The 26,429-nt window shown below is 48.0% G+C and carries 19 protein-coding genes; 13 read left to right on the top strand and 6 right to left on the bottom strand.

The window, feature by feature from the left end; all coding sequences use genetic code 11:
• Positions 1–243 precede the first annotated feature (243 nt).
• From uvrA to GA003_02075, 4 genes are all read left to right on the top strand, one after another.
• Positions 244–5,883 (top strand): excinuclease ABC subunit UvrA, encoded by a 5,640-nt coding sequence (uvrA, locus tag GA003_02090; protein ID QXD28788.1) that lies wholly within the window; start codon positions 244–246, stop codon positions 5,881–5,883.
• A 6-nt stretch (positions 5,884–5,889) separates the two neighbouring features.
• Complete coding sequence (locus GA003_02085; GenBank protein ID QXD28787.1) at positions 5,890–6,369, top strand: ribonuclease H; 480 nt, start codon at positions 5,890–5,892, stop codon at positions 6,367–6,369.
• Positions 6,370–6,544: 175 nt separating this feature from the next.
• Positions 6,545–6,703 carry a PIN domain-containing protein gene (locus GA003_02080; GenBank protein QXD28786.1) on the top strand — a complete coding sequence of 53 codons (159 nt, stop codon included), beginning with the start codon at positions 6,545–6,547 and terminating at the stop codon, positions 6,701–6,703.
• A 55-nt stretch (positions 6,704–6,758) separates the two neighbouring features.
• The gene (locus GA003_02075) at positions 6,759–7,151 is read left to right on the top strand and encodes a UPF0158 family protein (GenBank protein QXD28785.1); all 393 of its coding nucleotides are present in this window, start codon (positions 6,759–6,761) and stop codon (positions 7,149–7,151) included.
• A 165-nt stretch (positions 7,152–7,316) separates the two neighbouring features.
• Here GA003_02075 and GA003_02070 read toward each other — a convergent pair whose 3' ends face one another.
• Positions 7,317–7,934 carry a 3'-5' exonuclease gene (locus GA003_02070; protein QXD28784.1) on the bottom strand — a complete coding sequence of 206 codons (618 nt, stop codon included), beginning with the start codon at positions 7,932–7,934 and terminating at the stop codon, positions 7,317–7,319.
• A gap of 148 nt (positions 7,935–8,082) precedes the next feature.
• Here GA003_02070 and GA003_02065 point away from each other — a divergent pair, with 148 nt between their 5' ends.
• A complete protein-coding gene (locus GA003_02065; GenBank protein QXD30320.1) occupies positions 8,083–9,114 on the top strand; it encodes a fatty acid desaturase in 1,032 nt (343 codons plus the stop codon).
• Between the two features lie 26 nt (positions 9,115–9,140).
• Positions 9,141–11,690, top strand: coding sequence for a DUF3516 domain-containing protein (locus GA003_02060; GenBank protein ID QXD30319.1), 2,550 nt, complete (start codon positions 9,141–9,143; stop codon positions 11,688–11,690).
• Here GA003_02060 and GA003_02055 read toward each other — a convergent pair.
• From GA003_02055 to GA003_02045, 3 genes are all read right to left on the bottom strand, one after another.
• Positions 11,682–11,915, bottom strand: coding sequence for a VF530 family protein (locus GA003_02055; GenBank protein QXD28783.1), 234 nt, complete (start codon positions 11,913–11,915; stop codon positions 11,682–11,684). The genes GA003_02060 and GA003_02055 overlap by 9 nt on opposite strands.
• Positions 11,916–12,440: 525 nt before the next feature.
• Positions 12,441–13,616, bottom strand: a complete 1,176-nt coding sequence (locus GA003_02050) for an immunoglobulin domain-containing protein (GenBank protein QXD28782.1) — start codon at positions 13,614–13,616, stop codon at positions 12,441–12,443.
• A 190-nt stretch (positions 13,617–13,806) separates the two neighbouring features.
• On the bottom strand, positions 13,807–15,228 hold the full coding sequence (locus GA003_02045; protein QXD28781.1) for an immunoglobulin domain-containing protein: 1,422 nt from the start codon (positions 15,226–15,228) through the stop codon (positions 13,807–13,809).
• A gap of 201 nt (positions 15,229–15,429) precedes the next feature.
• On the opposite strand from GA003_02045, the gene eno reads away from it, so the two are divergent.
• Both eno and GA003_02035 read left to right on the top strand, forming a co-directional pair.
• On the top strand, positions 15,430–16,749 hold the full coding sequence (eno, locus tag GA003_02040; GenBank protein QXD28780.1) for a phosphopyruvate hydratase: 1,320 nt from the start codon (positions 15,430–15,432) through the stop codon (positions 16,747–16,749).
• A 223-nt stretch (positions 16,750–16,972) separates the two neighbouring features.
• A complete protein-coding gene (locus GA003_02035; GenBank protein QXD28779.1) occupies positions 16,973–17,407 on the top strand; it encodes a CopD family protein in 435 nt (144 codons plus the stop codon).
• Between the two features lie 106 nt (positions 17,408–17,513).
• On the opposite strand, the gene GA003_02030 is transcribed toward GA003_02035, so the two are convergent.
• Positions 17,514–19,373, bottom strand: coding sequence for a TonB-dependent receptor (locus GA003_02030; GenBank protein QXD28778.1), 1,860 nt, complete (start codon positions 19,371–19,373; stop codon positions 17,514–17,516).
• A gap of 134 nt (positions 19,374–19,507) precedes the next feature.
• Here GA003_02030 and GA003_02025 point away from each other — a divergent pair, with 134 nt between their 5' ends.
• The 5 genes from GA003_02025 (at position 19,508) to GA003_02005 (ending at position 24,416) form a co-directional block, all read left to right on the top strand.
• Positions 19,508–20,386, top strand: coding sequence for a carbohydrate kinase (locus GA003_02025; protein QXD28777.1), 879 nt, complete (start codon positions 19,508–19,510; stop codon positions 20,384–20,386).
• Between the two features lie 18 nt (positions 20,387–20,404).
• Positions 20,405–21,202, top strand: coding sequence for a 2-succinyl-6-hydroxy-2,4-cyclohexadiene-1-carboxylate synthase (menH, locus tag GA003_02020; GenBank protein ID QXD28776.1), 798 nt, complete (start codon positions 20,405–20,407; stop codon positions 21,200–21,202).
• Positions 21,202–22,095, top strand: a complete 894-nt coding sequence (locus tag GA003_02015) for a DMT family transporter (GenBank protein QXD28775.1) — start codon at positions 21,202–21,204, stop codon at positions 22,093–22,095. The genes menH and GA003_02015 overlap by 1 nt, the downstream gene beginning before the upstream one ends.
• Positions 22,076–22,720, top strand: coding sequence for an HAD family hydrolase (locus GA003_02010; GenBank protein QXD28774.1), 645 nt, complete (start codon positions 22,076–22,078; stop codon positions 22,718–22,720). Before GA003_02015 ends, GA003_02010 begins: the two co-directional genes overlap by 20 nt.
• Positions 22,721–23,264: 544 nt before the next feature.
• Positions 23,265–24,416, top strand: coding sequence for a hypothetical protein (locus GA003_02005; protein ID QXD28773.1), 1,152 nt, complete (start codon positions 23,265–23,267; stop codon positions 24,414–24,416).
• Between the two features lie 442 nt (positions 24,417–24,858).
• Here GA003_02005 and tatC read toward each other — a convergent pair whose 3' ends face one another.
• A complete protein-coding gene (tatC, locus tag GA003_02000; GenBank protein ID QXD28772.1) occupies positions 24,859–26,283 on the bottom strand; it encodes a twin-arginine translocase subunit TatC in 1,425 nt (474 codons plus the stop codon).
• Positions 26,284–26,429 lie beyond the last annotated feature (146 nt).

Below are 26,429 nucleotides of genomic sequence, written 5' to 3'. Positions count from 1 at the left end.
AGCATCGCTGCGGGCCTCACGTAGTGAAGATGTAGAGCTTAACGACTGATAGATGATGGAGCGCACAAGTGTGCGTAACTGAATCGAGAAGAAGGCACACTCGACATGTTCGCACGAGGACGTGTGCAATATCCATATCTGTGATGAAGATTCATTTAAGAACTATATCGATAACATGCAAAATACACAATTATCCATTGCACACGTCTGGTGAGGCCTGCAGCGTCATAAATCCCTGCATACATGTCTGTTCAGCAAGAATACATTCATCTCAAAGGCATCCGCCAAAATAACCTCAAGGGCTTCGACCTCGATATCCCCTTGGGTAAGCTGATTGTGGTTACCGGTTTGAGTGGGGCAGGTAAATCATCGCTCGTTTTTGAAACACTGCATGCTGAAGGTCAGCGCCGTTACGTGGAAACGTTTAGCCCGTATACCCGGCAATTTCTCGAACTTTTGGACAGGCCCCAACTCGACTCGGTTGAAAATATTAGGCCATCGATCGCAATCCAGCAGAGCAACACGGTAAAAACGACACGCTCCACTGTCGGTACCATGACCGAGCTGACGGACTTTTTCAAAGTCTGGTTCAGCCACGTGGCTAAGCTCTACGATCCTGAAACCGGGGAATTAGTCGAAGACGACAATCCTGAAACGATTTGGAAAAAGGTCCGAGCCAACTCTTTGGACACCACACTCCTCCCCACTTTTCGGGTCGATAAGCCCAAGCAATTGAAGTGGGAAGAAATCCTGGGTCCTCTGAAAGCTCAAGGCTACACACGTGCCCTTTTAAAAGGGAAGGTGACCCGCCTGGAAGACCTCAAACCACCCATGATTGGGAAGGCCCCTCTCTTCATCATTCAGGATAGGATCCGGATAAATACAAAGAACCGCAACCGCTTCATTGAGTCGATCCAAACCGCCCTCCACTTTGGGCAGGGAGAGATCATCCTTTTTGATGAATCAGGTAAAGATAGCGGCCATTACTCGACCGGACTTCATTCGCCGAAAACGGGCAAGCGCTTCAAGCCCGCAACACCCGCTCTCTTTTCATTCAATTCACCGATAGGCGCCTGCCCGGAATGCCGGGGCTTTGGGCGCGTCATCCGTGTCGATTACCGATTGGCCATACCCAATAGAAAAATAAGCATCGACGACGGCGCCATCAAGGCCTGGCAAGGAGCTGTGTATGGAGCGAGCCTGAAGGATCTACAAATTTCATGTCGTAAGAAAAAAATCCCCACCAACATTCCCTTCGAGGACATGCCGGAGGAACATCAGGCCTATGTCATCGAGGGAGATCCCAATTACGGCAAGCCAGGCTATAAATGGGCGAAAGCCTGGTACGGACTAAAAGGATTTTTCAACTGGCTTGAAAACAATACCTACAAGATGCACGTGCGCGTTTTTCTTTCGCGCTTTCGCACGTATAACGAATGCCCGGCCTGTGATGGCACGCGTCTTCAGCCAGAGTCGCTCTGCTGGAAATGGAGAGGCAAACAGTTGCCGGATCTCTATGAGATTCCTGTCCAGGATCTGCTTCCTCTAGTCCGCGATCATTTCAAACCGACCGGTGACCATCAGGTCGACCTAGCTTATGAGTCCATTCTCACGCGGCTAACTTACTTGGACCAAGTTGGTTTGGGATATCTCACTCTCAACCGACCCTCGAAAACATTATCCGGAGGCGAGGTAGAGCGGGTAAATCTGACTTCATGCCTAGGCACATCCTTGGTGGATACTTTGTTCGTCCTGGATGAACCTTCAATCGGCCTACACTCAAGAGACATCGACCGTCTGATTCGCATCCTTAGAAGCCTGACCGATATGGGCAATACGGTGGTGGTGGTTGAACATGATGAAGCCATCATCCGCGCCGCCGACCAGGTGTTGGAAATTGGCCCGCGCCCCGGCAAGCTTGGCGGAGAATTGGTTTTCCAGGGATCCTTGAAAGACCTCCTCAAAGATAAAGTCTCGATCACAGGGCAATACCTCTCCAACCGAAAAGAGATCGCCGCCCCGAGAAAGCGAAGAGCAGTGAAGACAAAAGGCAAAAGCGCCTCCGCTTTCCTGAAATTTTCCAACGTATCCAAACACAACATACGCCGACAGAATTTCAAAATACCCCTCGAAAGGCTCGTTTGCCTGACCGGGGTAAGCGGCTCCGGAAAATCCACCCTACTCGACAACGTCGTTCATCAGGCCTTCAAACAAGCACGTGGCTTAATGGTCGAAGACCCTGCAGAAGTCGCACGTATCGATTGTCCGGTTGAGTTCTCCGACGTAGTTCTAGTTGACCAGGGGCCTGTAACCAAAACTCCCCGATCGAATCCCATTCTTTTTGTAAACGCCTGGGATGACATCCGAAACCTATTTGCGAAAACCGACGAAGCCCTCTCTCAAGGATTCACCGCCGCTTACTTCTCGTTCAATGCTGGAGATGGGCGTTGCGACAATTGCACCGGCCTCGGTTATGAACAGGTGGAGATGCAGTTCCTCTCCGATGTGTTTGTCACCTGCCCCATCTGTGAAGGCGAACGCTTCAAACCAGAGATTCTAAAAATACAATGGGGAGGAAAATCGATATCCCAGATTCTCCATATGACCGTTACCGAGGCGCTGGAGTTTTTCGAAGACCAGCCCAAGCTACAGTATAAACTACGATCACTAGACGCCGTCGGCCTCGGCTATCTAAAACTGGGACAACCACTGAATACTTTATCCGGCGGAGAATCTCAACGGCTCAAGCTTGTGAAGTATCTATCGCAAGTGGAAGACGCCAAGGACCCATTCCTGCTTCTGCTGGATGAGCCAACTACGGGACTTCACAAACATGACGTCAGCCGCTTAATCGGCGTGCTTCACCAACTGGTCGATCAAGGGCACAGTGTAATAGTCATCGAACACAATCTCGATCTCATCAAATGCGCCGATTGGCTTGCTGAACTGGGTCCGGAAGCTGGCGACGCCGGAGGAAAAGTAATTGCGGAAGGTACCCCCGAACAAGTTATCAAGAAGAAGGTCCCCTCCCAACCATTTCTCATGCAGGAACTGTATCGGGGAAAAGCAGGTGTAAGGCGTCAAGTGTCAGGCAAGTCGTTGAAGGCAGCGAAAGAAGCTTCGCCTTACAATGGAAACTTTCAGTCTTCAGAAAATACCCTCCTCGCCGCTGAACCACCGAAGAATTACGGTAGTTCCCCTCGCCCCTCGTCCCTCGCCCCCCGCCATTCAGGTGGCGTTTTAGAAATTTTGGGCGCTCGCGAACATAATTTAAAAAACGTTACCGTCGAGATCCCTCACAACGAGATCTCGGTCGTGACCGGCGTCTCTGGCTCCGGCAAATCCAGCCTGGCCTTTGATATCGTGTTCGCCGAAGGCCAGCGCCGCTTCCTCGAATCCATGTCTGCCTATGCTCGACAATTTGTAGAGCAACTTCCTCGACCCGACATCGATGATCTTCGTGGGATCGCCCCGACTGTAGCCATCGAGCAACGCGTGACTCGCGGCAGTCGTAAATCCACCGTCGCCACTATTACAGAGGTCGCACAATATCTACGACTTCTTTACGCTCGGCTGGGTATCCAGTATGCACCTGACTCGGGCCTCCCTGTCATTTCCCTCAGTCACTCTGCGCTCGTTAAGCATCTCGAGTCCTTACTGAAGCAACCCAAGCTCAAGAAACAAAAGCACATCTACTTAGCATCCCCACTTATACGGGGTCGAAAAGGACACCACGAACCCATTGCAAAATGGGTCGCCAAACAAGGCTACAAACTCATGCGCATTGACGGTGAAGTGATTGAAGTCTCGAAGTTCAAAAAGCTGTCTCGCTATAAGGAGCACGACATCGAAGTGATAGTTGATGATCTGGGAACACCGACACCCGACTCAGCACTTTCTCCTCTTCTCAAGCGCTCTCTCCGCCTCGGCAAAGGATCCGCCATGCTCATTAACTCCAAGGGAGAGATCCTATCCTGGCTTTCGACAGAACGTGTTGATCCCATCTCAGGTGAAGCTTATCCGGAGCTCGACCCCAAGCACTTCTCTTGGAATAGCTCTAAAGGCTGGTGCCCTGAGTGTCGTGGAAATGGAAACATCTGGTTCGAGAATGAAGACGAGAGCTCAGACCGCAAATGGCTCTTGGAAAGTTGCGAGACCTGCGAAGGCGAACGCCTCAACCTGCTTTCCAGAAATGTGTATTTAAATTTTAAGGACGGGAATTCATTAACGCTTCCACAGCTCCTCCGCCTTGCACCTGACGGACTCCTTGAACGCCTGTGCAAGCTGAAACTCGACCGCAAAGGCAAAGCAGTCATCAGCGACATTCTTCCTCAGATCGAAGAACGCTTGAAGTTCATGGGCCAAGTCGGTCTCGACTACCTGGGCATGGATAGGCCCACCTCTACCCTATCAGGTGGCGAAGCCCAACGTATCCGACTGTCCGCCCAATTGGGTTCCAATTTATCCGGCGTACTCTACGTTTTAGACGAACCTTCCATTGGTCTCCACGCGCGCGACAATCATCGACTCATCGAATCCCTCAAAGACCTGAAGAGCAGAGGAAATACTTTGCTGGTAGTCGAACACGACGATGAGACCATGGAGCAAGCCGACCGCATCATCGATATCGGCCCAGGAGCAGGCATCCATGGTGGAACGATCCTGGCGAATGGCACTCTGAAGGAGATCGTCAGCAATAAAGACTCCCTCACCGGTCAATATTTGAAGAACGGGATTCCTCATCCCATTCGCGGCGAATACCGGGAGTTGCCACCTGCTTATAGTCCACGAAAACGAACACCGCAGGATTGGCTCGTTCTGAAAAAATCTGCATTGCGAAACCTCAAGGGTGACGACCTCCACATTCCTATGGGAAAACTAACCATGGTCGGAGGTATCTCTGGAGCGGGGAAATCGACCTTGATCAGAGACCTGCTTCACCCGGTGGTGGATTACGCACGTAAATACAAAGAGCCCAAAGTCGAAGAGAAGGAATTCTCTAAGTACGTCACCCTCCCCAATACGCATGATGGTAAGCCCTTTCTTGGGTTGCTTAATGGCGATCGCTACCGGGCTGTCATTGAGGTCGATCAGAATCCAATAGGCAAAACACCTCGCTCCACTCCTGCTACCTACATGGGGGCCATGGATATCATCCGAAAGTTCTTTGCCAATCTACCGGAGGCCAAGATGCGGGGAATGAACGCCAGCACATTCTCTTTCAACACAGCCAAGGGCCGTTGTGAAACCTGTAAAGGATCCGGACAGATCAAACTGGAAATGAATTTTCTGCCGGATGCTTACATGACCTGCGAAGACTGCAACGGCACGCGGTACGGCCCAGAGCTCAACGATATCCTTTGGAAAGGAAAGACCATCGCTGACATATTGGACATGTCATTCGAGGAGGCTGCGGAGTTTTTCAAGACTCATAGCCAATTGGGCGACATGCTAGGCCTGATGGTCCAAACCGGACTTGGTTACCTTACTCTAGGTCAAAGCAGCCCCACTCTCTCAGGCGGCGAAGCCCAACGACTCAAACTCGTAAGTGAACTCGCCAAAGGCCTCCCCAGTTTCCGCGACAAAAGCCGAGCCATAAAATTTCAAAATCTCTACATCCTCGAAGAGCCTACCATCGGTCTGCACATGAGTGACTGCGAGAAACTGATTCATCTTCTCCACCAGCTTGTTGACCAAGGCCACACGGTTATCGTCATCGAGCACAACCTCGATCTTCTCGCCGAGGCAGATTATCTGGTTGAGGTAGGCCCAAAAGGCGGGAACGAAGGCGGACAGATTCTTTACCAAGGTCCGGTTAAAGATCTTGGAAAAATAAAGAAAAGCCCGACCTGGCCGTTTCTGAAAAAGAAACTCACCAAGTAATCTGGAATGCCTGAGATGCTCCTATTTACTGACGGAAGCGTAAGCACCCAGAGAAGTGTCGGATATGGAGCCTACCTCCGGGTGACGAATGCTTCACTTCCATTGGAAGTTCTCCAAACGCAAATAAAGGCCAAACGATTTGAACCCACCTCATCAACCAGACTCGAATTACAAACCCTCCTATGGGCACTTAACGAAGTCAGGGAGAATGCTGAGAGTGTGCTAATCCATACCGACTCCCAAAACATTCTGAGCCTACCTAATAGAAGGAGCCGCTTGGAGAAAAATGAATTCCGCTCGAAAAAAGGGAGCCCTTTAAAGAACCGTGAGCTCTATCAGGAGTTTTACCAATTGATCGATCACATGGACTGTCAGTTTGTAAAAGTTAAAGGCCATCTGAAGCGGAATGAAAAAGATGCTATCGACCACATCTTAAGCCTGGTCGATAAGGCTTCAAGAAATGCTCTTAGAAATGAGTTTAAATAGAGCTTACTCCTCCCCAAACCCAGTGGTTCTGAGATAATCCCAGGAACTTAAAAAGTCCTTCCCGCGAAACAATATTGCTCCGGCGGGGGTCTACAATGATCTTGATATCAATTGAAGGAGTCAGAGAATCATCTACGCCAAGCACTCCTAACGACTCTGATAATTACCTGCTCATATGAAACCTGCACTTAAAGGAATCCCCGCCCAAGGTAAACTCGTTGCTGACGCCTGGCATGCAGCCTTGGCCATAGAATATGACTGCGAATGGTATTCGACAGATTCCGACTTCGCACGCTTTCCAGGATTGAAATGGAAGCATCCATTGTCTAGTTGATTACATAAACAAAATGACATTAAACGATCTTGAGTTGGCGTTTGATTAAATCTCAATGAATGATGGATTTGGCGACGTAAGCGCATACGTTTCAAAATCCACTGGGGAGGTAGTCTACAACGATGAGCCTATTTCAGACGAACCTTGTCCTGTTGAAGATATCGAAAACAATCCAGACTACATTCCCATACCTACTAAGCATGAACTAGATCTTGGGACCCAACTGGTCTGGCAATTTGTGGACAAAGAAATCCCTGCGCTTTATCCAAAAGTGCGAGAAATTTTCAGCCAAAAGGGAGCATATGGCAGATTCAAAGATTTCTTAAGTTACAACGGCATTCTCGAACAGTGGCACGAATTCGAAACCCTTCAAACTCGAATCGCCTTAACCGAGTGGTGCAAAGAGAATAAGATTCCACTCTCACTCGACAATACGAGCGGAGAGTAATTTGTCCGTCAAAGAAGGTTCTACTATGGGCAAAAAAGAGGTCGAACGATTGCTCTAAAATGTGGAGCCTTGCCCACAAGAACGCCCAAGACCTGGCCGTTAAATCATGACTAATTAACACCACTCGCCGTCCTACGTCGTTGGAAAATGAGGAGGGCTTTAGCTTTAAACCTTGGCAGGTTGGAGCAAACGCTGGACTGATTTCTTAGGCGTCTTCATGAGCCGTTGAACCAATTCGAAAGACACCGTTCGGCTACACTGGCGTTCGCAAATTTCGCTCAGCATGGCTAACCACAACTTGGTGGTCATCTCGGAATCGTACAACGCTCGGTGAAAGGTTCCTTCGCTTTGCAGATGCAAATAATCAACCAGGGCGCCAAGCTTGTGGTTGGGTGCGTCCTGAAAGATCCGCCGAGCGACCATCATTGAACAAGCGAATTTCCCGGTGTAAGTTCGGGAGATCTTTTCCAATTCGGCATCGAGGAAGCGCTTATCGAAGGAAGCATTATGGGCTACCACATTGTCATCGCCTATAAAATCAGCGAACTGATGCATCACTTCAGAACTCGAAGGGGCCTCTGCCAACATAGCGTTTGTGATCCCCGTGTAATCTTCGATGAATCCGCTAATTGGCCAACCTGGATTCATGAGCTTTTGAAACCGGTCGACCACTTCTCCCTCCTGGATACGTACCGCTCCGACCTCGATTGCACAATCTCCCCAATTAGGAGAAAGGCCCGTGGTTTCGAAATCAAGAATGACAACTGAATTGGCCAGGGACATGTCTTTGGTCAGCAGGCTCTGGGATTATTAGTTAGGATAAGAAAGGATCTTATAGTGGATTCTAGATCTGAATCATGTTTGCAATCATTTGTTGGAAAACAGATCGATTTATGTCGCGCATAGGGGCAATCTGTTTTCTATCTCGAACATCAAGACTTCTCCCACTGCTACCAAAGACCCTACCGACAAGAACCAGACTGAGAACTGGCGTGCGATCGTGCGCAAATATCAGCAGCCATCCTTGTCAAAAGGACTTTGGCAATTGGCCAATACGGGGATTCCCTATCTCGGACTCTGGGTATTGATGTACTATACCCGTCACATCTCCTGGCCTCTGACGATCGCCCTCAGTTTCCTGGCTGCGATGTTTCTCATCCGTTTGTTCATCATTTTTCATGATTGCGGACACGGTTCATTTTTCAAATCCAGGAAAGCGAACCAAGTGACAGGATTCCTGATAGGGATCATTACCTTCACACCCTACCGCCATTGGACCTGGCAGCATGCTGTCCACCACGCAACGTCCGGCAATCTAGACGATCGCGGAAGCGGCGATATTTGGGTCATGACCGTGAAGGAATACCTGGCAGCACCACGAAAGGCCCGCCTTCTCTACCAGCTATCCCGCAACCCGATCATCCTATTTATTATTGCACCGGTTGGGCTATTCTCCATCTACCAACGGTTCCCGGATAGCAAAGCGAGTAAACGGGAACGCATATCGGTACAGCTGATGAATGTTGCTGTGGTAGCCTATGTAGTAGGTATGAGCCTGATATTCGGATTTTGGAGTTTCTTCTGGATCCAACTGGCCATTGGGTTTGTAGCTGGCGGCTTGGGAGTCTGGGGATTTTACGTACAGCATCAGTTTGAAGATACCTATTGGCGAACAGAAGATGAGTGGGATTATGAAACCGCAGCGTTGACGGGCAGTTCCTTTTACAAGTTGCCTGCTATATTGAACTGGTTTTCAGGCAATATCGGTTACCACCATATTCACCACCTCAGTTCAAGGATTCCGAACTACAACCTACAAGCCTGTCACAAAGCAGAACCGTTCTTTCAGCAGGTCCCCGAAATAACTTTAAGGAGAAGCCTGCAGTCTCTCAAACTTCGGTTGTGGGATGAAGATTCAAAGAAACTCGTGGGCTATGAAGTGCTGCGAAAAGGTAAGGTGTAATGACAAGTGAGTCAGGTGGATCGATGATGGATTTCCCGCTCCAGCCAACCTTCGAATCGAAAGATCCGAATGTATTGATGGAGCACTTCCTCGATTACGTGAGTGCCAAAGGGATCGAATTGTACCCGGCACAGGAAGAAGCGATTCTGGAAATCTTTGAAAGCAAGAATCTGATTCTTAATACCCCAACCGGATCGGGTAAATCGCTAGTGGCGGCCGCCATGCATTTCTTTTCGGCCTCCATGAACCGAAAGTCAATTTACACCTGCCCGATTAAGGCACTGGTCAACGAAAAGTTTCTCGCTCTGTGCAAAGACTTTGGTCCGGAGAATGTCGGTATGATGACCGGAGATGCCAGCGTGAACCAGGGTGCTCCGATCCTTTGCTGCACCGCGGAGATCCTGGCTAACATCGCATTGCGCGATGGAGACTCCGGGCGTGTGGACGACGTGATCATGGATGAGTTTCACTACTACTCCGATCGGGAGCGGGGCGTGGCCTGGCAAGTGCCATTATTGACTCTACCCCACTGCCGTTTCCTTCTGATGTCTGCTACCTTGGGAGACACCCGGTTTTTCAGTTCCGAATTAGAGAAGCATACCGAGGTCGAGTGCGTGACGGTGACGAGCCGTGAGCGACCCGTTCCTCTGGACTTTTCATATTATGAAATTCCGCTCGTAGAGACGCTAGAAAAACTACAGGCCGAAAATAAACTACCGGTCTACATCGTAAACTTCACTCAACGGGCTGCAGCAGAAACCGCTCAAAACCTACTGAGCCTCAACGTCTGTACGAAGGAAGAAAAAGCCCGGATAAAAGAGGAGTTGAAGGACGTGAAATTCAGCAGTCCTTTTGGCAAAGTAATGCGCAAGCTATTTCATAGCGGCATCGGCCTGCACCATGCGGGCTTACTCCCGAAATACCGGGTGCTGGTGGAGAAGCTTTCGCAACTGGGATTGATGAAGCTAATCTGCGGAACTGATACGCTGGGAGTGGGCGTTAATGTGCCGATAAGAACGGTACTGCTTACTCAGCTGTGCAAATACAACGGTGAAAAGACAGCTATCCTGTCCGCCCGGGACTTTCATCAGATCTGTGGCCGAGCTGGTCGAAAAGGTTTCGATGACCATGGCTATGTTTATGCGCTGGCTCCTCAACATGTGATTGAGAATAAACGCAAGGAGGCTAAAGCCGAAGACGATCCGAAAAAACGCCGCAAACTGGTAAAATCCAAACCACCTGCCCGAGGGTATGTTCCTTGGGATGAACAGACTTTTGAAAAACTTCAGAACGCAGACCCCGAGCCACTGACTTCCAGTTTCAACATCTCCCATGGGATGCTGCTCAATGTGTTGGGACGTGAAGGCGATGGCTGTGGAGCCATGCGTCAACTCCTCCGCGATTGTCACCATCCAGAATCAGGAAAAAAGGCCCTTCGCAAAAAAGGATTCCAACTCTTTCGTGCTTTGGTCGATCGCAAGATCATTGAAATCAATCCCGAGCAAGGAGCCGCACAAAAGCTGCGAGTCAATGTCGACCTGCAGGACGAGTTTTCCCTGAATCAAACCCTGGCTCTTTACTGCGTAGATACCTTGGCCCTTCTCGATCAGGAGGCGCTGGAGTACCCCTTACAAGTCATCAGTCTGGTTGAAGCCATTCTGGAAAACCCCAAAGCGCTCCTCATACGACAGATCGATAAAGCGAAAGATGACTTGGTGGCCGAAATGAAAGCGGCGGGGGTCGAGTATGAAGAACGGATGGAACGCCTCGAAGAAGTGGAACATCCCAAACCAGATGCCGACTTCATCTACGACACTTTCAATGAATTTGCCGCAGCACACCCTTGGGTGGAACAGGAGAATATTCGCCCCAAGTCGATTGCGCGGGAAATGTTCGAGCGATTCAGCAGCTTTTCCGATTACATCAAACTGTATGGCCTGGCACGGTCGGAAGGATTGTTGCTTAGGCACCTTTCACAGGTGTACCGCATATTGGAATACACGGTGCCTCCCGAGTACAAGACCGAAGCAGTTAATGAAGCGATCACCTACTTTGAACATCTCCTAAGACAGGTGGATTCAAGCCTACTCGATGAGTGGGAGAAAATGCGGAACCCGGAGTATCAGTCAGCCGAATTGCAAGAGCTTCCCGATACCGATGGCCCCATTGATATTACGAGGTCCAAAGATGAATTCACACGGCTGGTGCGCAATGAGATCTTTGCCTGCGTCCGTATGCTCGCCAGCAAACAGTATGAAGATCTAGCCGATCAATATTCCATAGACGCCCTGTTCGAAGATCCAGCAGCGGTTAAGTATCCAGACATGGAGCTGGAAAAAGTCATAGCTCCGTTTTACGAAACCCGACAATGGATACGCCTTGATCCAGCAGCGCGTTCGAAAGAGAACACCCGCATCGATGAATCACCGGATGACCGAAACCATTGGGTGGTGAGACAAACGCTGGTTGATTCAGAGGAGTTCAATGACTGGGAACTTGTTTTCGAAGTTGACCTGGAAGCCTCTCGCAAAGAAGGCAAGGCGGTCTTCAGCATCAAAAGCGCTGGATTAATCTGACTGCTCCCGCTTTAGCGTACGTATATAAAGCTGTTCCACTTTTTCCCGAGCCCAAGGCGTACGCCTGAGAAATTTCAGGCTCGAACTCAAAGAAGGATCAAAGTTGAAGCAATCAATCCTCACCTGCTTGCCCAGCTCTTCCCAGCCATAGTATTCGACCAGGTTTTTTATAATTTTCTCCAAGGTCATCCCGTGCAGTGGGTCTTTGGATGATTGATCAGGCATAGGTGGCTTGGTTGCAGATATTTAAGGTTCCGAATCGGAGCTAAACTCTCACGAGTAGCGAAACCAAAATCAACGACCAACAAAGGATTTTCAGCTGAATTCGAATATTTTGGAAATAAAGCTGCAACCTTTCGCAGAACGAAGGGTATTTCAAACATGGGAACACAACTCTCTCTAGCCGCCATGCGGCAGAATCTGCGACGACTCTCCAAACAAAGGGGTTTTACCCTGCCGGAGTAAACTGATTGCTGCTGTCATCCCGATAGGACCAGCTCCTGCAACTAAAACGGTTGGATGTTTACGCTTCCACATCGTTAATCCTCTCATCTAAAAATCAAACACACATTGCCTCAACGACCATTCGTATCCATATATATGGTACTAAGCGGTCATAATATTTATCGTTACCTTACTGTATTTATTTGCGCTTTTTCCTCAACGGCAGTCGTCGAAAACACAGGTATCTATACAATACTCTAATAAGGAGCATTAAGGCACGAAAAGACTGGAAGCTACTTAAGCAGCTTAGTCCGTATCCACTTTCATGCGAATGAAGGCTGCTTCTTCGCTCGGAAGCTTCAACACAGTGCCGTTTTCATCGGTCTCAATCAGCACACCATCCAGAGTATGGAGTAGCTGAATCCAAGGGCCATTTTGAAGGTCATCGGTTCGCTCAAAGGAATAGTCTAAATTCGGGAAGTCGATAAGTGCAGGAAACGTAAAGACCACATAATCGGTTCCCTGAATGACCTCTCTTGACAGGATGGGAGATTGAACCGAATCCGGCATTTGAGGATCCAGATCAAAGAGAAACTCAAACGCATTGACGAAGGCATCTTTGTCCGGATTTGACTCAGGCTGGGCGTCCTCGCTGCTTGCTTCCTCACCAAATTTTTCGAACTGCCAGGAATCAAAATTCTCCTCCTGACTGACAGTCAGGAATACAGAGGGACTTGTCTCAGTTAATCCATTCTTACGCACTTGCACACGATAAGCCCCATTCACAGCTGGGGTAGCATTTTCCACGCGATAAACCGCTTCTGTCTCTCCTGATAAATTGGAGAACTGGTTTAAGTTGGATCCCACATTCCGCTGCCATTGATAGGTGGTGTTCTCAGGGTCATCGACTTCGACGGTCAATTCGGCCGTTCCTCCAAGAGGCACCTGTATACTTTGTGGAGCTTCGGTAATTTCCGGTGGCTCGGGAGTCAAAGTGATGACAAAATCTTTGAAGATAGATCCTGGTGTGTAATCAGGATTATTTTCCCACGATAAAACCGACAATTTAACAGGGAAGTTTCCGGAAACATTTGGGAACCCTGAAATTGAAACGATACCCTGTGCTAGTCCAACTGTCAGACCAGATGGGATTACACCCTCCAACTGATAAGTAAGTATTTGCGCTCTGTAAGGTTGAATGGCGAAAACCATGTATTCATTCTCAATTCCACTAGTCGAGCCAGGATCGGGAGAGATAGACAATTCACCCGTCGCTCCCGTGACCGTATTGTAAAATGTCGAAACCGTCCCCACACTAGCTAACCATTTGAAGATCTGGATCATGCGGGGACCCATTGTGAAACGCAGTTCAGCCAATACCCACTGAATAGGAGTCCGCTGTAACAAGAGCATCAAAGCCATCCCCGTCCAGGCAAGTCGAGCGCGTGCTCGAAGTACTTGATATAACAGTCGGGAAAACATCTAAAAGGTGTGGGTAGTAGCAGCCTGGATACAGTATCCAGAAACAGATCTGGGTAAAAGTAGACCTAAATCGATAAACCCTATGCAAAGTAAAAAGCAATCTTTTAGGTGATTCCCCTATGCCATTTAAATTGAGTCGGCCGAAGCCTCAAACGCTGTAAATCAGACGTAGAAACCTATTTGATAGCGACTAGATCTCGTTTTCGATAATTCGTAGACGATTAAACTGCCGTGGATCCGCCGGTAACTTAACCACATAAGCTTCCGCAGTGGACTCAATGATTACGCCATCTACTCCGCTTACGAGGGTCGTCCACCCTGCAGCATCAGGAGTAGTATTCGACTCCAATACGACGGTCGTAGTCGAACCTCCCGAAAGTGCCGGAAAACTATATACGGCGTGAATGACGCCTTCAATGGTTTCTTGGGTCGTTCTAACAAGGGCTTCCTTCTGCATCGCATTGGGATCAAGACCAAAAGTAAATTCCACAGCGTTGATGAGGCCATCATCGTCCAGATCTTTATCCAGAGCAGCATCCTCGCTGAACGGATCCTCGAAGAAAGTATCCTGCCATAATTGGAGTGGGGATGCATTGATAGCTAAGGCAGCGATCTCGCTAAGCTCTACATTTTCGCCACTAGTCGTCACCACCCGGTAATTTCCAGCATCAGCCAAGGTAACTACAGGCAGGCTTAATGTAGCTCCCGTTTGCCCGGGAATATCGTCAAAGACTTCCAGGTCGTCCGCGTTTTGCTTTTGCCATTGGTAAGTTACGCCCTCAGGACTCACCATCACAACAGACAACTCCGCGTTCCCACTCCAATCGGCTGCTACGCCGGCGGGTTGGGTCTGAATGGAGGAACCTACTGTGATCATAGCCGGATCACTGGTCTCCTGATATTCTCCTTTGGTTATCACCACACGGTAAAGTCCCGTATCATTCAAAGTAGCACTTTCAATTGAAAGGGAAGGACCGTTTTCCCCATCGAGATCAATATAGGTGCCGGAGTTTTCAGAATCTTCTTTCTGCCACTGGTAGCTGGCACCGGCTGGGTTACCAAGAGTCACAGATAGTTGAGGGCTACTTCCAAAATTAACTTCCTGAGCAACCGGTTGCTGAGTAATCAAAGGATCTACGGTTATTGTAAAACTTAAAGGAGTACCTTCGGCACCCTGCATGGGATCGCGCTGCCAAGCACGAACGGTTACATTCCAACTCCCAGATTCAGTCGGAGTTCCAGCAATCGTAGCCGTTGCAGCATTTCTAATCCAATTCCAGGCTACACCTTCGGGTAGCGGATCTGTCATTCGCCAATCCTCCGGGTTGTTCCCCGACCCATCAACCTCAATAACCAAACGTAGCTCTTCCCCAGCCAAAACAGTAGTGTCATTAAAATTACCTCGAAACTGCAAATCGCCCGACGCTCCTGTCACTGAATTGTAAGCGCCAACCGTGAAGGCACCTACCGCCACAGTCCAAATATGTTGAACCCGCGGCATGAGAGAATTCTCAAGCTGGACCAGATAACGGACCAGAGGAGAGCGCTGTAGAAGCATGATGAGGCAAAACGCAGGCCAGGAAAGGCGTGAGAGGAAGAATCTAAGTTTCATAGAAGACGATTGGAGAGTTACTAATAGGGATACGAATACATGAGGCGAATGGTTGCAAAGAAATTCCCCTCGCTCGGAGATTCCCTCAATAACGCCTAATCCAAGGATAATGAAACGGCTGAAGCTCAAGCTATGCCATTGACACCTTTGCCTTCACCACAAAACTGCCCCCTTTTAATTTTCGAACCAAGACAAAGGATTATGACCACAATTACAGACATCAAAGCGCGCGAAATTATGGATTCGCGCGGAAATCCAACCGTTGAAGTAGACGTACACCTTGAATGCGGTGTTATCGGACGCGCCGCTGTTCCTTCTGGAGCCAGCACAGGTGTGAACGAAGCTCTCGAATTGCGTGACGGAGGCGTTCCAGCCAACCAACTGCCCAAGGGTCTCAATGGCAAGAAACGCTATTTGGGTAAAGGTGTGGTTAAAGCTGTCAGCAATGTGCACAAGAAAATCGCACCCCAGCTCGTCGGTCACGATGCGGTGGATCAAGTCGGTGTTGACCAGGCGATGCTTGACCTGGATGGAACAGCTACCAAAAAGAAATTGGGTGCGAATGCCATGCTTGGCGTATCCATGGCGACCGCCAAAGCAGCGGCTCAAGCCCTCGATCTACCGCTTTACCGCTACCTCGGTGGCACCAACGCAAAAGTGCTTCCTGTTCCTATGATGAATATCATGAACGGTGGATCTCACTCAGATGCACCAATCGACATCCAGGAGTTCATGATCATTCCACGCTCTGCCACATCGTTTAATGAAGCATTGCGGGCGGGTGCCGAAATCTTTCACGCCTTGAAGGGTGTGTTAAAAGGCAAAAACCTTTCGACAGCCGTTGGAGATGAAGGTGGGTTCGCACCTAATATCGAATCCAATGAAGCAGCCTTGGAAGTGATAGCCCTCGCGGTTAAAAAGGCAGGCTACAAACTCGGTAAAGACATCTTCATCGCGTTGGACGTTGCTTCCTCTGAATTCTACAACAGCAAAACCAAACGCTACGTATTCTCCAAGTCCGACGGTTCTAAAAAGAACTACAAGCAGATGGTCGCTTTCCTGAAGGACATGCAGTCACGTTACCCGATTCTCTCGATTGAAGACGGTTGTGACGAAAACGACTGGACTGGTTGGAAACACATGACCGAAGAAATGGGTCACGATACTCAGCTCGTAGGCGACGACTTGTTCGTAACCAACACCTCGTTCCTCAAGAAAGGAATCGATATGGGTGTAGCCAACTCCATCCTCGTGAAGGTAAACCAGATTGGTACCTTAACTGAAACGTTCGACGCAGTGGAAATGGCGAACGAAAATAAATACACAGCCGTAATTTCCCACCGTTCAGGTGAAACTGAAGATGCGACTATCGCCGACATCGCGGTTGCAACCAATGCGGGCCAGATCAAAACCGGTTCCCTATCTCGCAGTGACCGGATCGCTAAGTACAACCAACTCCTTCGCATTGAAGAAGAGCTTGGTAAGCATGCGATCTATGGTGGCGTGATTGGCAAAATCTGATCTGGGCCGGCTAACGGATGAATGCATTGTTAGAAACTAGATGCCGAGTATGCCTCCTTCTTGGATTGGTTACGCACAATTGTGCGCGCCCGCTCCCATCGGTCGTTAAGCTCGACATCTAGTATCTGTATCCGACCTAAATAATATCAACCGCTACTTTCGAAAAGGCGGTCGACACTCGGCCGCCTTTTCTCCAATAAGAGGCTAAACAATTCACAAGCTTATGAATCCACAACTCTACATCTGGTTAAAAGTTTTCCACCTAGTCATGGTCATGGCATGGATGGTCAGCATCTTCTATCTCCCTCGCATACTCGTCCACATTGTGGAAGGCCGCGCAGCGAATCAAAGCGTAGATCGCCTGTTCATCATGGCCCGCAAATTATTCATGTTTGGCAACATCATGATGGTCATTGCCTGGATCACCGGTTTGTGGATCGCGATATCCATGGGCTATTTTTCAGGGCAAGGCTGGCTGCATGCCAAGCTTCTCCTAGTGGTCATTTTGATCGGTTACAATCACATGACACTTGGCTTAGTCAAAAAAGCTGAGAAAGGTTCACTTTCTTGGTCATCCAAAGCACTGCGCTGGTTTAACGAACTGCCGATCATTTTGGTTGTGATTGCTGTGTTCCTAGTAATTGGAAAACCGATGTAATCATTCGATCTATTTTTTCATTTTAAACCGAAAGGCCCCTGCGTTAACAGGGGCCTTTTGGTTTCTAGTATGGAGCTGAAAAAGCTCCTCTCACCAAATGAAAAGTTTACCAGCGGTAGGCTGCGTTCAAGGAGATTTGTCTGGGAGCTGCAGGAACTGAAGGAATCTCTTCGAAGTCACTGTCCCAGAGATTTACCACAGCAAGACCAAGCTCCAATCCTTCTATGGATTTTGGAAAATAATAGAGTCCCAACGATGAAAGTACCGCATCGTCTGAGGTGCCTTCCGTCCGAAGCAAATTATCTTGCTGAATGCGAAATACGTTGTCGGATCGAAGTTCTATTCCTGAGGCCAGTTCATAAATAAAAGCCAGAGTTGCACGGTGTCGGGCAAAATTAAGAGCGTAGAAACTAGCATCTACATTGGCGACGCCATAGTCCTCGTCTTTAGATAAGGAGGTATAACCCACCACAACGCGGCCTTTATCAAAATCGTAAGAGGCCAATAACTCTACTCCCGTGGTATCAATATCCACATGGTTTGCGGTTCGACCAAAAATATCATAGGCAAATGTCCAATCGACCAGTTCATCATCTTCACGTTTGAATACCGCAGCCTGAAAGTTGAAATGATCGGACTGGGTAAGGTAACCGAGTTCATAGTTGGTGGCCGTTTCACGCCCCAGGCTGGGATTACCACGAAACAGGCCTCCATTTGGGTTTCCAGCAATCGCGGTGTATCCCGCCACTTGTGAGGCTCGTGAAACATCGATGTAAAGCTGCGAGTTGTCTCCAAGACCAGGGAGTCCCGATACATCGAGTCTTGCCATGGGCAATACTTTGCTACCGCCACGATTATTGTCGTCATAGGATAAACCTCCAGCGAGCCGCCATTGATTTCCATCCCTGTCGTCCCATTCGGTATCAACCAGGACACTTCCTTTTAAGTAGCTACGACTATTGAAGGCTCCAAAGGTTAAGGAAGTCGATTCAATCTCATCCTGCAACCACTCGACTTTGGTGAGCAGGTTCCATTGCTCCCAAGTCCAGCCACCTTCAAAAGCGATGTCGTACACTTCAGTCGTATGTTCGAAGGGATTGAAGACTCCAGGACGAGTACGATCGAATTCGTAATCGTCTTTATTCTTTCGGTAATAAGCACTGGCCTGCCAAAAGATATCTCCGTGATCCACACGATGGTTTAAAAAGAATAGGCTTGTTTGAATATCCTCCGTCTCAGCAACGCCGAAAGGAGTATACATATTCGGCCACCCAAAAAATTTATCCTGATAACCAAAGAACACATCGCTCTGCGAACTCCCTTCGATTCTTTGAAAGCGTATACTCAAACGATCAAAGTCATGATCTCCGTTTTCGATGGGCCCTTCCGACTCCGAATGAGACACCTCGGTATCGATACCCCAGGTCGATCCATCCTCTGCCTGCTCTACATGCGCACCATAAGCGCTTCCATACCAATAACCATCTTCACCGACACCCAAAGCAAGCTCCTGATGCGGGCGAATAGCACTCCATTGATAGTTAATGCTACCTACACTTGAGTTGAACCCGGAGAAGGCATTCGCACTTCCGGTTAAAACGTTTGCCCTTGAAAGCATGTGCGGCGATACCGGAATTTCCGCGTAGTAGTGTCCTGTCTGTGGATCAAAGAGAGTTGCACTTCCCAGCATGAACCCGGTGTTTTCAAAAATACCACCCCGGATGGTTACATCACCTTGACTCTCTACGGAATTACGAGACTGCACATCCACCAAGGGTTCATACTTCAAGGCAGAAACCGGCATGGAGAAAGTCGCAAGAGAGTCTTCCAAAGCAATGCGCTGGGAAACAGTCTCTACGGTATCGAGTTCATACAATTGGTAACTCTCATCCTCTTGCCCATATGAGCATAGGATGGGCCCCACGAGCATTAGCAAAATATATTTTATAACTAATTCGGATTTCATAAAACCGGTGAGATGAAGTGACTTTCATTTCATTTGGCAATCCTAATGTTAACCTATGTGTTGATTCATCTTAACATTAAAATGGACTCCCTTCAGTCTTTGACAGTCTCTACCCCAAACGCCAACTTGACTCCATGAATCAAGTGGACGTGCTGTGCATTGGCTATGCTTGCTGGGATCTCAATTTTCACATCACGGACCATCCAGGTCCGGACAAGAAGATCTTTGCCAAGTCGCTAACCAGCGAGGGAGGAGGTCCAGCCGCGAACGCTGCCTACACTATAGCCAAGCTGGGAGGTCAGGCAGCCTTGGCAAGTCGATTAGGCAACGACGCCCTCGGACAAGCGCACCTGGAAGAGCTGAAACAAGCAGGCGTAGATACAAGCCGTATTTTGATTACGAATACACCAACTCCGACATCAAGCATCTGGGTCAATCAAAAAGGCCAGCGCGCGGTTGTTAACTTCAAACCTGATCCTTCCGATCTTCCGAACACAACATACGCTATTACCCCGCACTGCATATTGGTAGACGGGCATGAGTTCGATGCTTCCATGGATGTATTAAAGCAATCCGACAGTACCCCCACCCTTCTTGACGCTGGATCCCTCAGGGATGAAACTTTGGAACTGTCATCCATAGTATCTCACCTGGTAGCCTCTTCATCATTCGCGCGAGATCTGTCTCAGTCAGAGGATTCAAAAGACTGGCTAGAATGCCTGACAGAGAAAGCGTCCTGTGCTGCTGTAACTTGCGGAGAGCATGGGGTGCATTGGCAGGATAAAAACGGCACCGCCGGACACATCAAAGCCCCATCAGTAAATGCAATTGATACCACGGCTGCAGGAGATATTTTTCATGGTGCTTGCGCTCTTGCACTTGCCAAAGGAAGATCTTTTCAAACTTCACTGGTTTGGGCAAACGAGGTAGCCGGTGTATCCGTAACTAAACCGGGTGGCCGTAGCGCTTCACCTGAAATCTCCGAAGTAACGTCTCTGAACTCCTTCAAATAACCTTTTGATTTTATACTTATGCATGTAGGGGACATTGAGCGATGGGAAGGAAAGCAATCACTTCCAAAAGTTATCTGTCTCCATGGCTTCCTGGGACATGGAAAAGACTTCAAGATCGTAAGGGACCATTACGCAGATCACCCCACGATAATTGCTCCCAACTTGCCGGACTATTCCCAAAGCCCGGCAAGTGACTATAGCTGGGAAAGCTGCATCCAGGCATTGGATGAACTAATCGTAACTGAATCAAAAGACGCCGTTTGTGTTTTATTGGGCTATTCCATGGGCGGACGCATAGCGCTACAGTATGCGCTTCAGCACGCTGATCATTTGGCAGGCCTCGTACTAGTTGGCGCAACACCGGGTATAGCGAATGCAAATGAGCGTAAGGCTCGTATACAAAAAGATTTCGCACAAGCGGCCATGCTGAAGGAGCAATCTCTGGAAGACTTTTTAAAACAATGGTTCAAGCAGGATATCATCCGATTTCAATCACAGATACCCGAACCCTACCGTTCAGATATGCGGAGGACGCGGGAATCGAATAATAGCATCGCGCTTGCACTATCACTTTCTTCTCTCGGAACTGGAAGCATGCCATCAGCATGGGATCAATTGGCCAAGCTTCATCAACCCACTTTGCTGGTTACTGGAGATAGGGATGAAAAATTTAAAACCATTGCGGGCAAAATGGAGACACAACTTCCAAATGCACAACACGCATCTATCATAGATGCAGGTCATGCTTGTTGCTTTGAGAAACCGTTGGCATTTACGCAAATCCTCGACTCATTTGTTTCATCACTAATTGATTGATGGTTTTGCGATTCCTCATACTTTCACTGGGTGTCTTTTGTGCAGGGACCTCAGTGGTGATGACTAAAGCGAGTCAACTACCCGCTGAATATGTAGCGGGAGGTCGCCTGTTAATTGCAGCTCTCCTTCTACTTCCCATTTATATCAGGGATCAAAAACGGAATCCCGATTTTAAGCTAAGACAAAGCCTCCGGATATCGGGTCTACCTGCGCTTCTTCTCGCTTTGCACTTTATCACATGGACGATTGGAGCGCGTTGGACCACCAGTGCGAATTCCACTCTCATTGCAAACTTGATTCCGGCAGCTATGCCTTTCTTCAGTCTGTTTCTTTTAAAAGAAGCACTCAACAGAGGAGAATGGATTGGCACATTCATAACATGCTTGGGTGTAGTCATCCTTGCTTACGTAGATTACCATGTAAGCTCCACCATACTAGCAGGTGACCTTGTTTGCTTGTTATCCATGCTGGTTCTTTCATGGTACCTCATTCTTGCAAGGAAGTACCGACACATTCCTTCCATATGGTTATACTTAGTACCTCTCTATACCGTTGCAGGACTCATTTGTATTTTCACCGGTTTACTCAGAGTAGGTATTCCCCCTGCTCCGCCAGCTGTAGAATGGTTTTATATTTTCTTACTAGGGTTAGTTCCAACCGTGTTTGGTCACTCTCTCCTCAACTTAGCAATGCATTGGTATAGAAGTCAGTTCGTTGCCATAGTCAGTCAGATGCAGTTTGTCTACGCCGGCATCCTGGGCTATTTCTATTTTGCAGAAATCCCTCAAACAAGTTTTTACCTTGCTAGTGCATTCATGATGGCTGGAGTTGTGTGGACTTTGTATTCACACACTTACACTCATAAGACCTCCCATGATACCAAACAACATTAAGCATATTATCTGGGATTGGAACGGCACGCTCGTAGATGATGGGCAACGCTGTGTCGATATTATGAACGGCATCCGAAGAAGGCGATCGATGCCTTTAATCAGCCTTGAGGATTATCGTAAGCTATTTGATTTCCCTGTCATTGAATACTATCGCAGAATTGGTTTTGATCTCGAAGAGCATCCTTTTGAAACCTTAAGCAATGAGTTTATCTCTGAATACATCCAATCACGAAAAGATTTACCGCTACAACCAGGAGCTCTGGAAGCGTTAACTTTTTTCAGAGAAAGAAATATTCCGCAATGTGTTCTATCAGCTACCCAATCTGATGCTCTAAGAAAAACACTGGATGAACATCAGCTGACATCCTTTTTCAAAACAATACTTGGCCTTGACCATCACTATGCCGATGGGAAGGCACACCTGGGAGACACCTGGTTGGAAAAAACCCACATAGACAAAGAACATGTCCTATTCATAGGAGACACGCTTCACGACAGAGAAGTCGCATTAAAGATGGGCATTCATTACCTACTCATCTCAAAAGGCCATCATTCAGAAAAACGCTTGCGCGAAAGATCGACCAAAGTCTTAGACAGTCTTCAAGAGCTCATAGAATTACTCTAGTCGAAAGACAGCAGAAGAAATAAAACACTTCTACGTACCTGCTTGTTGGGTACATTATAATTCATTCATCCATCAAGTGTTCACCAAAGAAAAAACACTTAAAACAACGACATGCTTAAAAGACATCTTTCTCTTGCATTCTAAATAAGCTTACATTAAGAAACTTACCCCAAGCTTTTATAAATCCCGGACTATCCCCCAACATCATCCAAAACCCAACAAATTGACGCGCTTTAATCATAGTTTTCTTTGGCGTTTTGCTGGACCTATCAACCAGCAGTTAACGCATCATTCAATGAAGGTATTGAATGAAAAAAAAGCGCACACTTTGAATGCACTTGAAGAATCAAGTCACTCCCACTTTCAAGCTACAAAGACTCATCCACTTTCCATAGACAAGTTGGCATCAGCTGAACTCGTAACCACCGCCTTTTCTTTTTTAAAAAGAATCGACGGCATCGTTCCGACAAAGCGCCCTCTTTTCGTTGGGATAAATACCTAGGTATAAATCAACACGAAGCGTTACCAATAATCGATTAAAACTATGCCTCCAAAAAAAGCTGCTAAAAAAGCAACCAAGAAGAAGGTAGTTAAGAAGGCCGCCAAAAAGGCTGCCAAAAAACCTGCCAAAAAACCAGCTGCCAAAAAAGCTGCAAGAAAAGCACCTGCTAAAAAAGCCAAGAAAAAGGCTGTAAAGAAGGCTGCTAAGAAAGCTGCTAAGAAAAAGGCCGCTCCTAAAAAGAAAGCTGCTGCTAAGCCAAAGAAAAAGGCTGCCGCTAAAAAGAAGGCTGCTCCTAAAAAGGCTGCCAAGAAAGCTGCTAAGAAAAGAGCCGCTCCTAAAAAGAAAGCTGCTGCTAAGCCAAAGAAAAAGGCTGCCGCTAAAAAGAAAGCTGCTCCTAAAAAGGCTGCCAAGAAAGCTGCTAAGAAAAGAGCCGCTCCTAAAAAGAAAGCTGCTGCTAAGCCAAAGAAAAAGGCTGCCGCTAAAAAGAAAGCTGCTCCTAAAAAGGCTGCCAAGAAAGCTGCTAAGAAAAGAGCCGCTCCTAAAAAGAAAGCTGCTGCTAAGCCAAAGAAAAAGGCTGCCGCTAAAAAGAAAGCTGCTCCTAAAAAGGCTGCCAAGAAAGCTGCTAAGAAAAGAGCCGCTCCTAAAAAGAAAGCTGCTGCTAAGCCAAAGAAAAAGGCTGCCGCTAAAAAGAAAGCTGCTCCTAAAAAGGCTGCCAAGAAAGCTGCTAAGAAAAGAGCCGCTCCTAAAAAGAAAGCTGCTGCTAAGCCAAAGAAAAAGGCTGCCGCTAAAAAGAAAGCTGCTCCTAAAAAGGCTGCCAAGAAAGCTGCTAAGAAAAGAGCCGCTCCTAAAAAGAAAGCTGCTGCTAAGCCAAAGAAAAAGGCTGCCGCTAAAAAGAAAGCTGCTCCTAAAAAGGCTGCCAAGAAAGCTGCTAAGAAAGCTGCTAAGAAAGCTGCTAAGAAAAGAGCCGCTCCTAAAAAGAAAGCTGCTGCTAAGCCAAAGAAAAAGGCTGCCGCTAAAAAGAAAGCTGCTCCTAAAAAGGCTGCCAAGAAAGCTGCTAAGAAAAAAGCCGCTCCTAAAAAGAAAGCTGCTGCTAAACCAAAGAAGAAAGCTGCTAAGAAGGCTGCAAAGAAAAAGGCTGCTCCTAAAAAAGCTGCCAAGAAAGCTGCCAAGAAAAGAGCTCGTAAGAAGAAGTAAAGCGCTCCTTATCTTTGATTATTTCAAAAGACCGGCTTCGGCCGGTCTTTTTTTGTACCCCTTCGATGAACCACACCTCCCTCTTCACAATTTACAAAAAGAGGTGGACAATTCCCCAAAAATGATTCCGATACCACGCCATGAGTTCATCAGACGAAAAGAAAGCCGGCTTCGGTAACCCAATCGTTAACCTAATTCTTACTGGATTGGTATTCCTGTTTTTTACTTGGATTCTCAGGCCTTACGTCCCAGCCAAGACAGTTGCGCTAAACTGGCTTTTCTCTGCTTTCGCGGCCACCACTCTGACCATGACATTTTATTTTGCGATAAACATGTTCCAGGTCACACTGAGAGATCACAAAAACCGCGAAGGTTAGAAGTCAAAACGATCAACTGAGCCTGATCCAGGCCAAGCATTGGTAGATGGTTCCAAGACTAACAATTAGTCTTGGTTATCTTCATCCCAGGATCCGAACTCAGCCTCATAGGCACGCTTCTTACGTCGCTCAATAAAGGCGCCTACAATGATGGCTGCCTCATAGAGAAGAATCATAGGACCTGCCATCAAACCTTGCGTAATCGGATCTGCCGTGGGCGTGATGAACGCGGCCAGAATAAAGATGATTACAATGGCATACCGCCTAAACTGCCTAAGCATAGCGACGGACAGGATGCCGACATAGACCAGGATGGTAATAACGAGGGGGAACTCAAAACTGAGCCCAATTCCAAGCACCATCCAGATTAACAGGCTCATGTAGCGGTCCGCAGCCCAAACAAGGCTGAAACCGAGAAGCTCGTTCAGATAGATCGATACATTCAGAGCCGAGGGCACCAGCACCATATAGCTAAATATGCAACCGACACTGAAAAGCATCAACGCAACGAAAGCTCCAGGTAATAGCGTTCGCCGTTCTTTTTGATTTAGACCGGGCGCAATAAAGGAAGAGGCAAAATACAGAATAAAAGGAGACGCCAGAGCAATCCCGCCTAAGAATCCTAATTGAAGCAAAAATGAGAAAACCCCAAACGGTGAAGTAGTCACCAGCGCTTCCGTAACACCATGGTTGGCCATAGCCTTTTCGACCGGTGTTCTAAGCAAACCCGTAATCTGTTGGAAAAATATCGCTACAAGAATGAAGGCCGATAAGAACGCTGCCGCAGATTTAAATAGTACGACTCGGAGCTCCTCAAGGTGCTCAAGAAAAGTCATGTGGCCACCTTCGATGGCATCATCTAATGCTGCGATGTCTTCATCAGGGTGACGCTCAAGTTCAGTCACACTTTTTTCTACCTGGCTGGCAAGCGCGGTCTCTTCCTCACCATGAGAGTCCTCATCATGGTAGCCATCGCCATGGTAATCATGATCGTCGTCCCAATGACTATAACCATCATCTCCCTCGTGGTGATAATCTGAACCTTCGTCCCCGGAAACAGTATCCTCGTCCGAAGATTCATTTTGATCCTGTTCAGAGTCAGTCCCATCTGACGCGTCACTTTCCTCCTCAGAGCCCAACTTTGGCTCTTCCCCGGATTCAGCATCATTCTCACCTTCATTCTTAGGCTCGAGGCTATCTTCCTCGCCGATATCCTCTGTATTTTCAGGCTTGGACGACGATTCGTCATCCGCGTCAGACTCAACAGATTCGTTATCCAAATCCTTCTCAAGATCAGAATCCTCAGGCTCCATAGTCTCATCTTCCTCAGAAGCATCCGCGTCATCTGGCGGAACAAGCTCACCTTCTAAGGAAAACTCCTCCTGCTCTGAATGCGATGAATCATCACCCTTTTTCGAAGGCTCCTCAGGGCCTTCATCCGGGGTCAAGTCTTCGTCCTCATCGGGACTCTTTTTTCCGTCGTCTTCCATTTAAAAACGAACCAGAAAACAGTTTGAAATGAAAACGGCAACCCCCGAGTTGCTAGGCACATACATTACTCTCACCATGCTTCCTTAACCGTTGACAGAAAAACTTCCATTGGTTCAATTGCGCCCTTTCTCACGGACTTGGAGGT

Source organism: Opitutia bacterium ISCC 52 (assembly GCA_014529675.2).
In the GTDB taxonomy this organism is placed as follows: domain Bacteria; phylum Verrucomicrobiota; class Verrucomicrobiia; order Opitutales; family UBA2995; genus UBA2995.
This window is presented reverse-complemented; position numbering and strand designations above follow the sequence as displayed.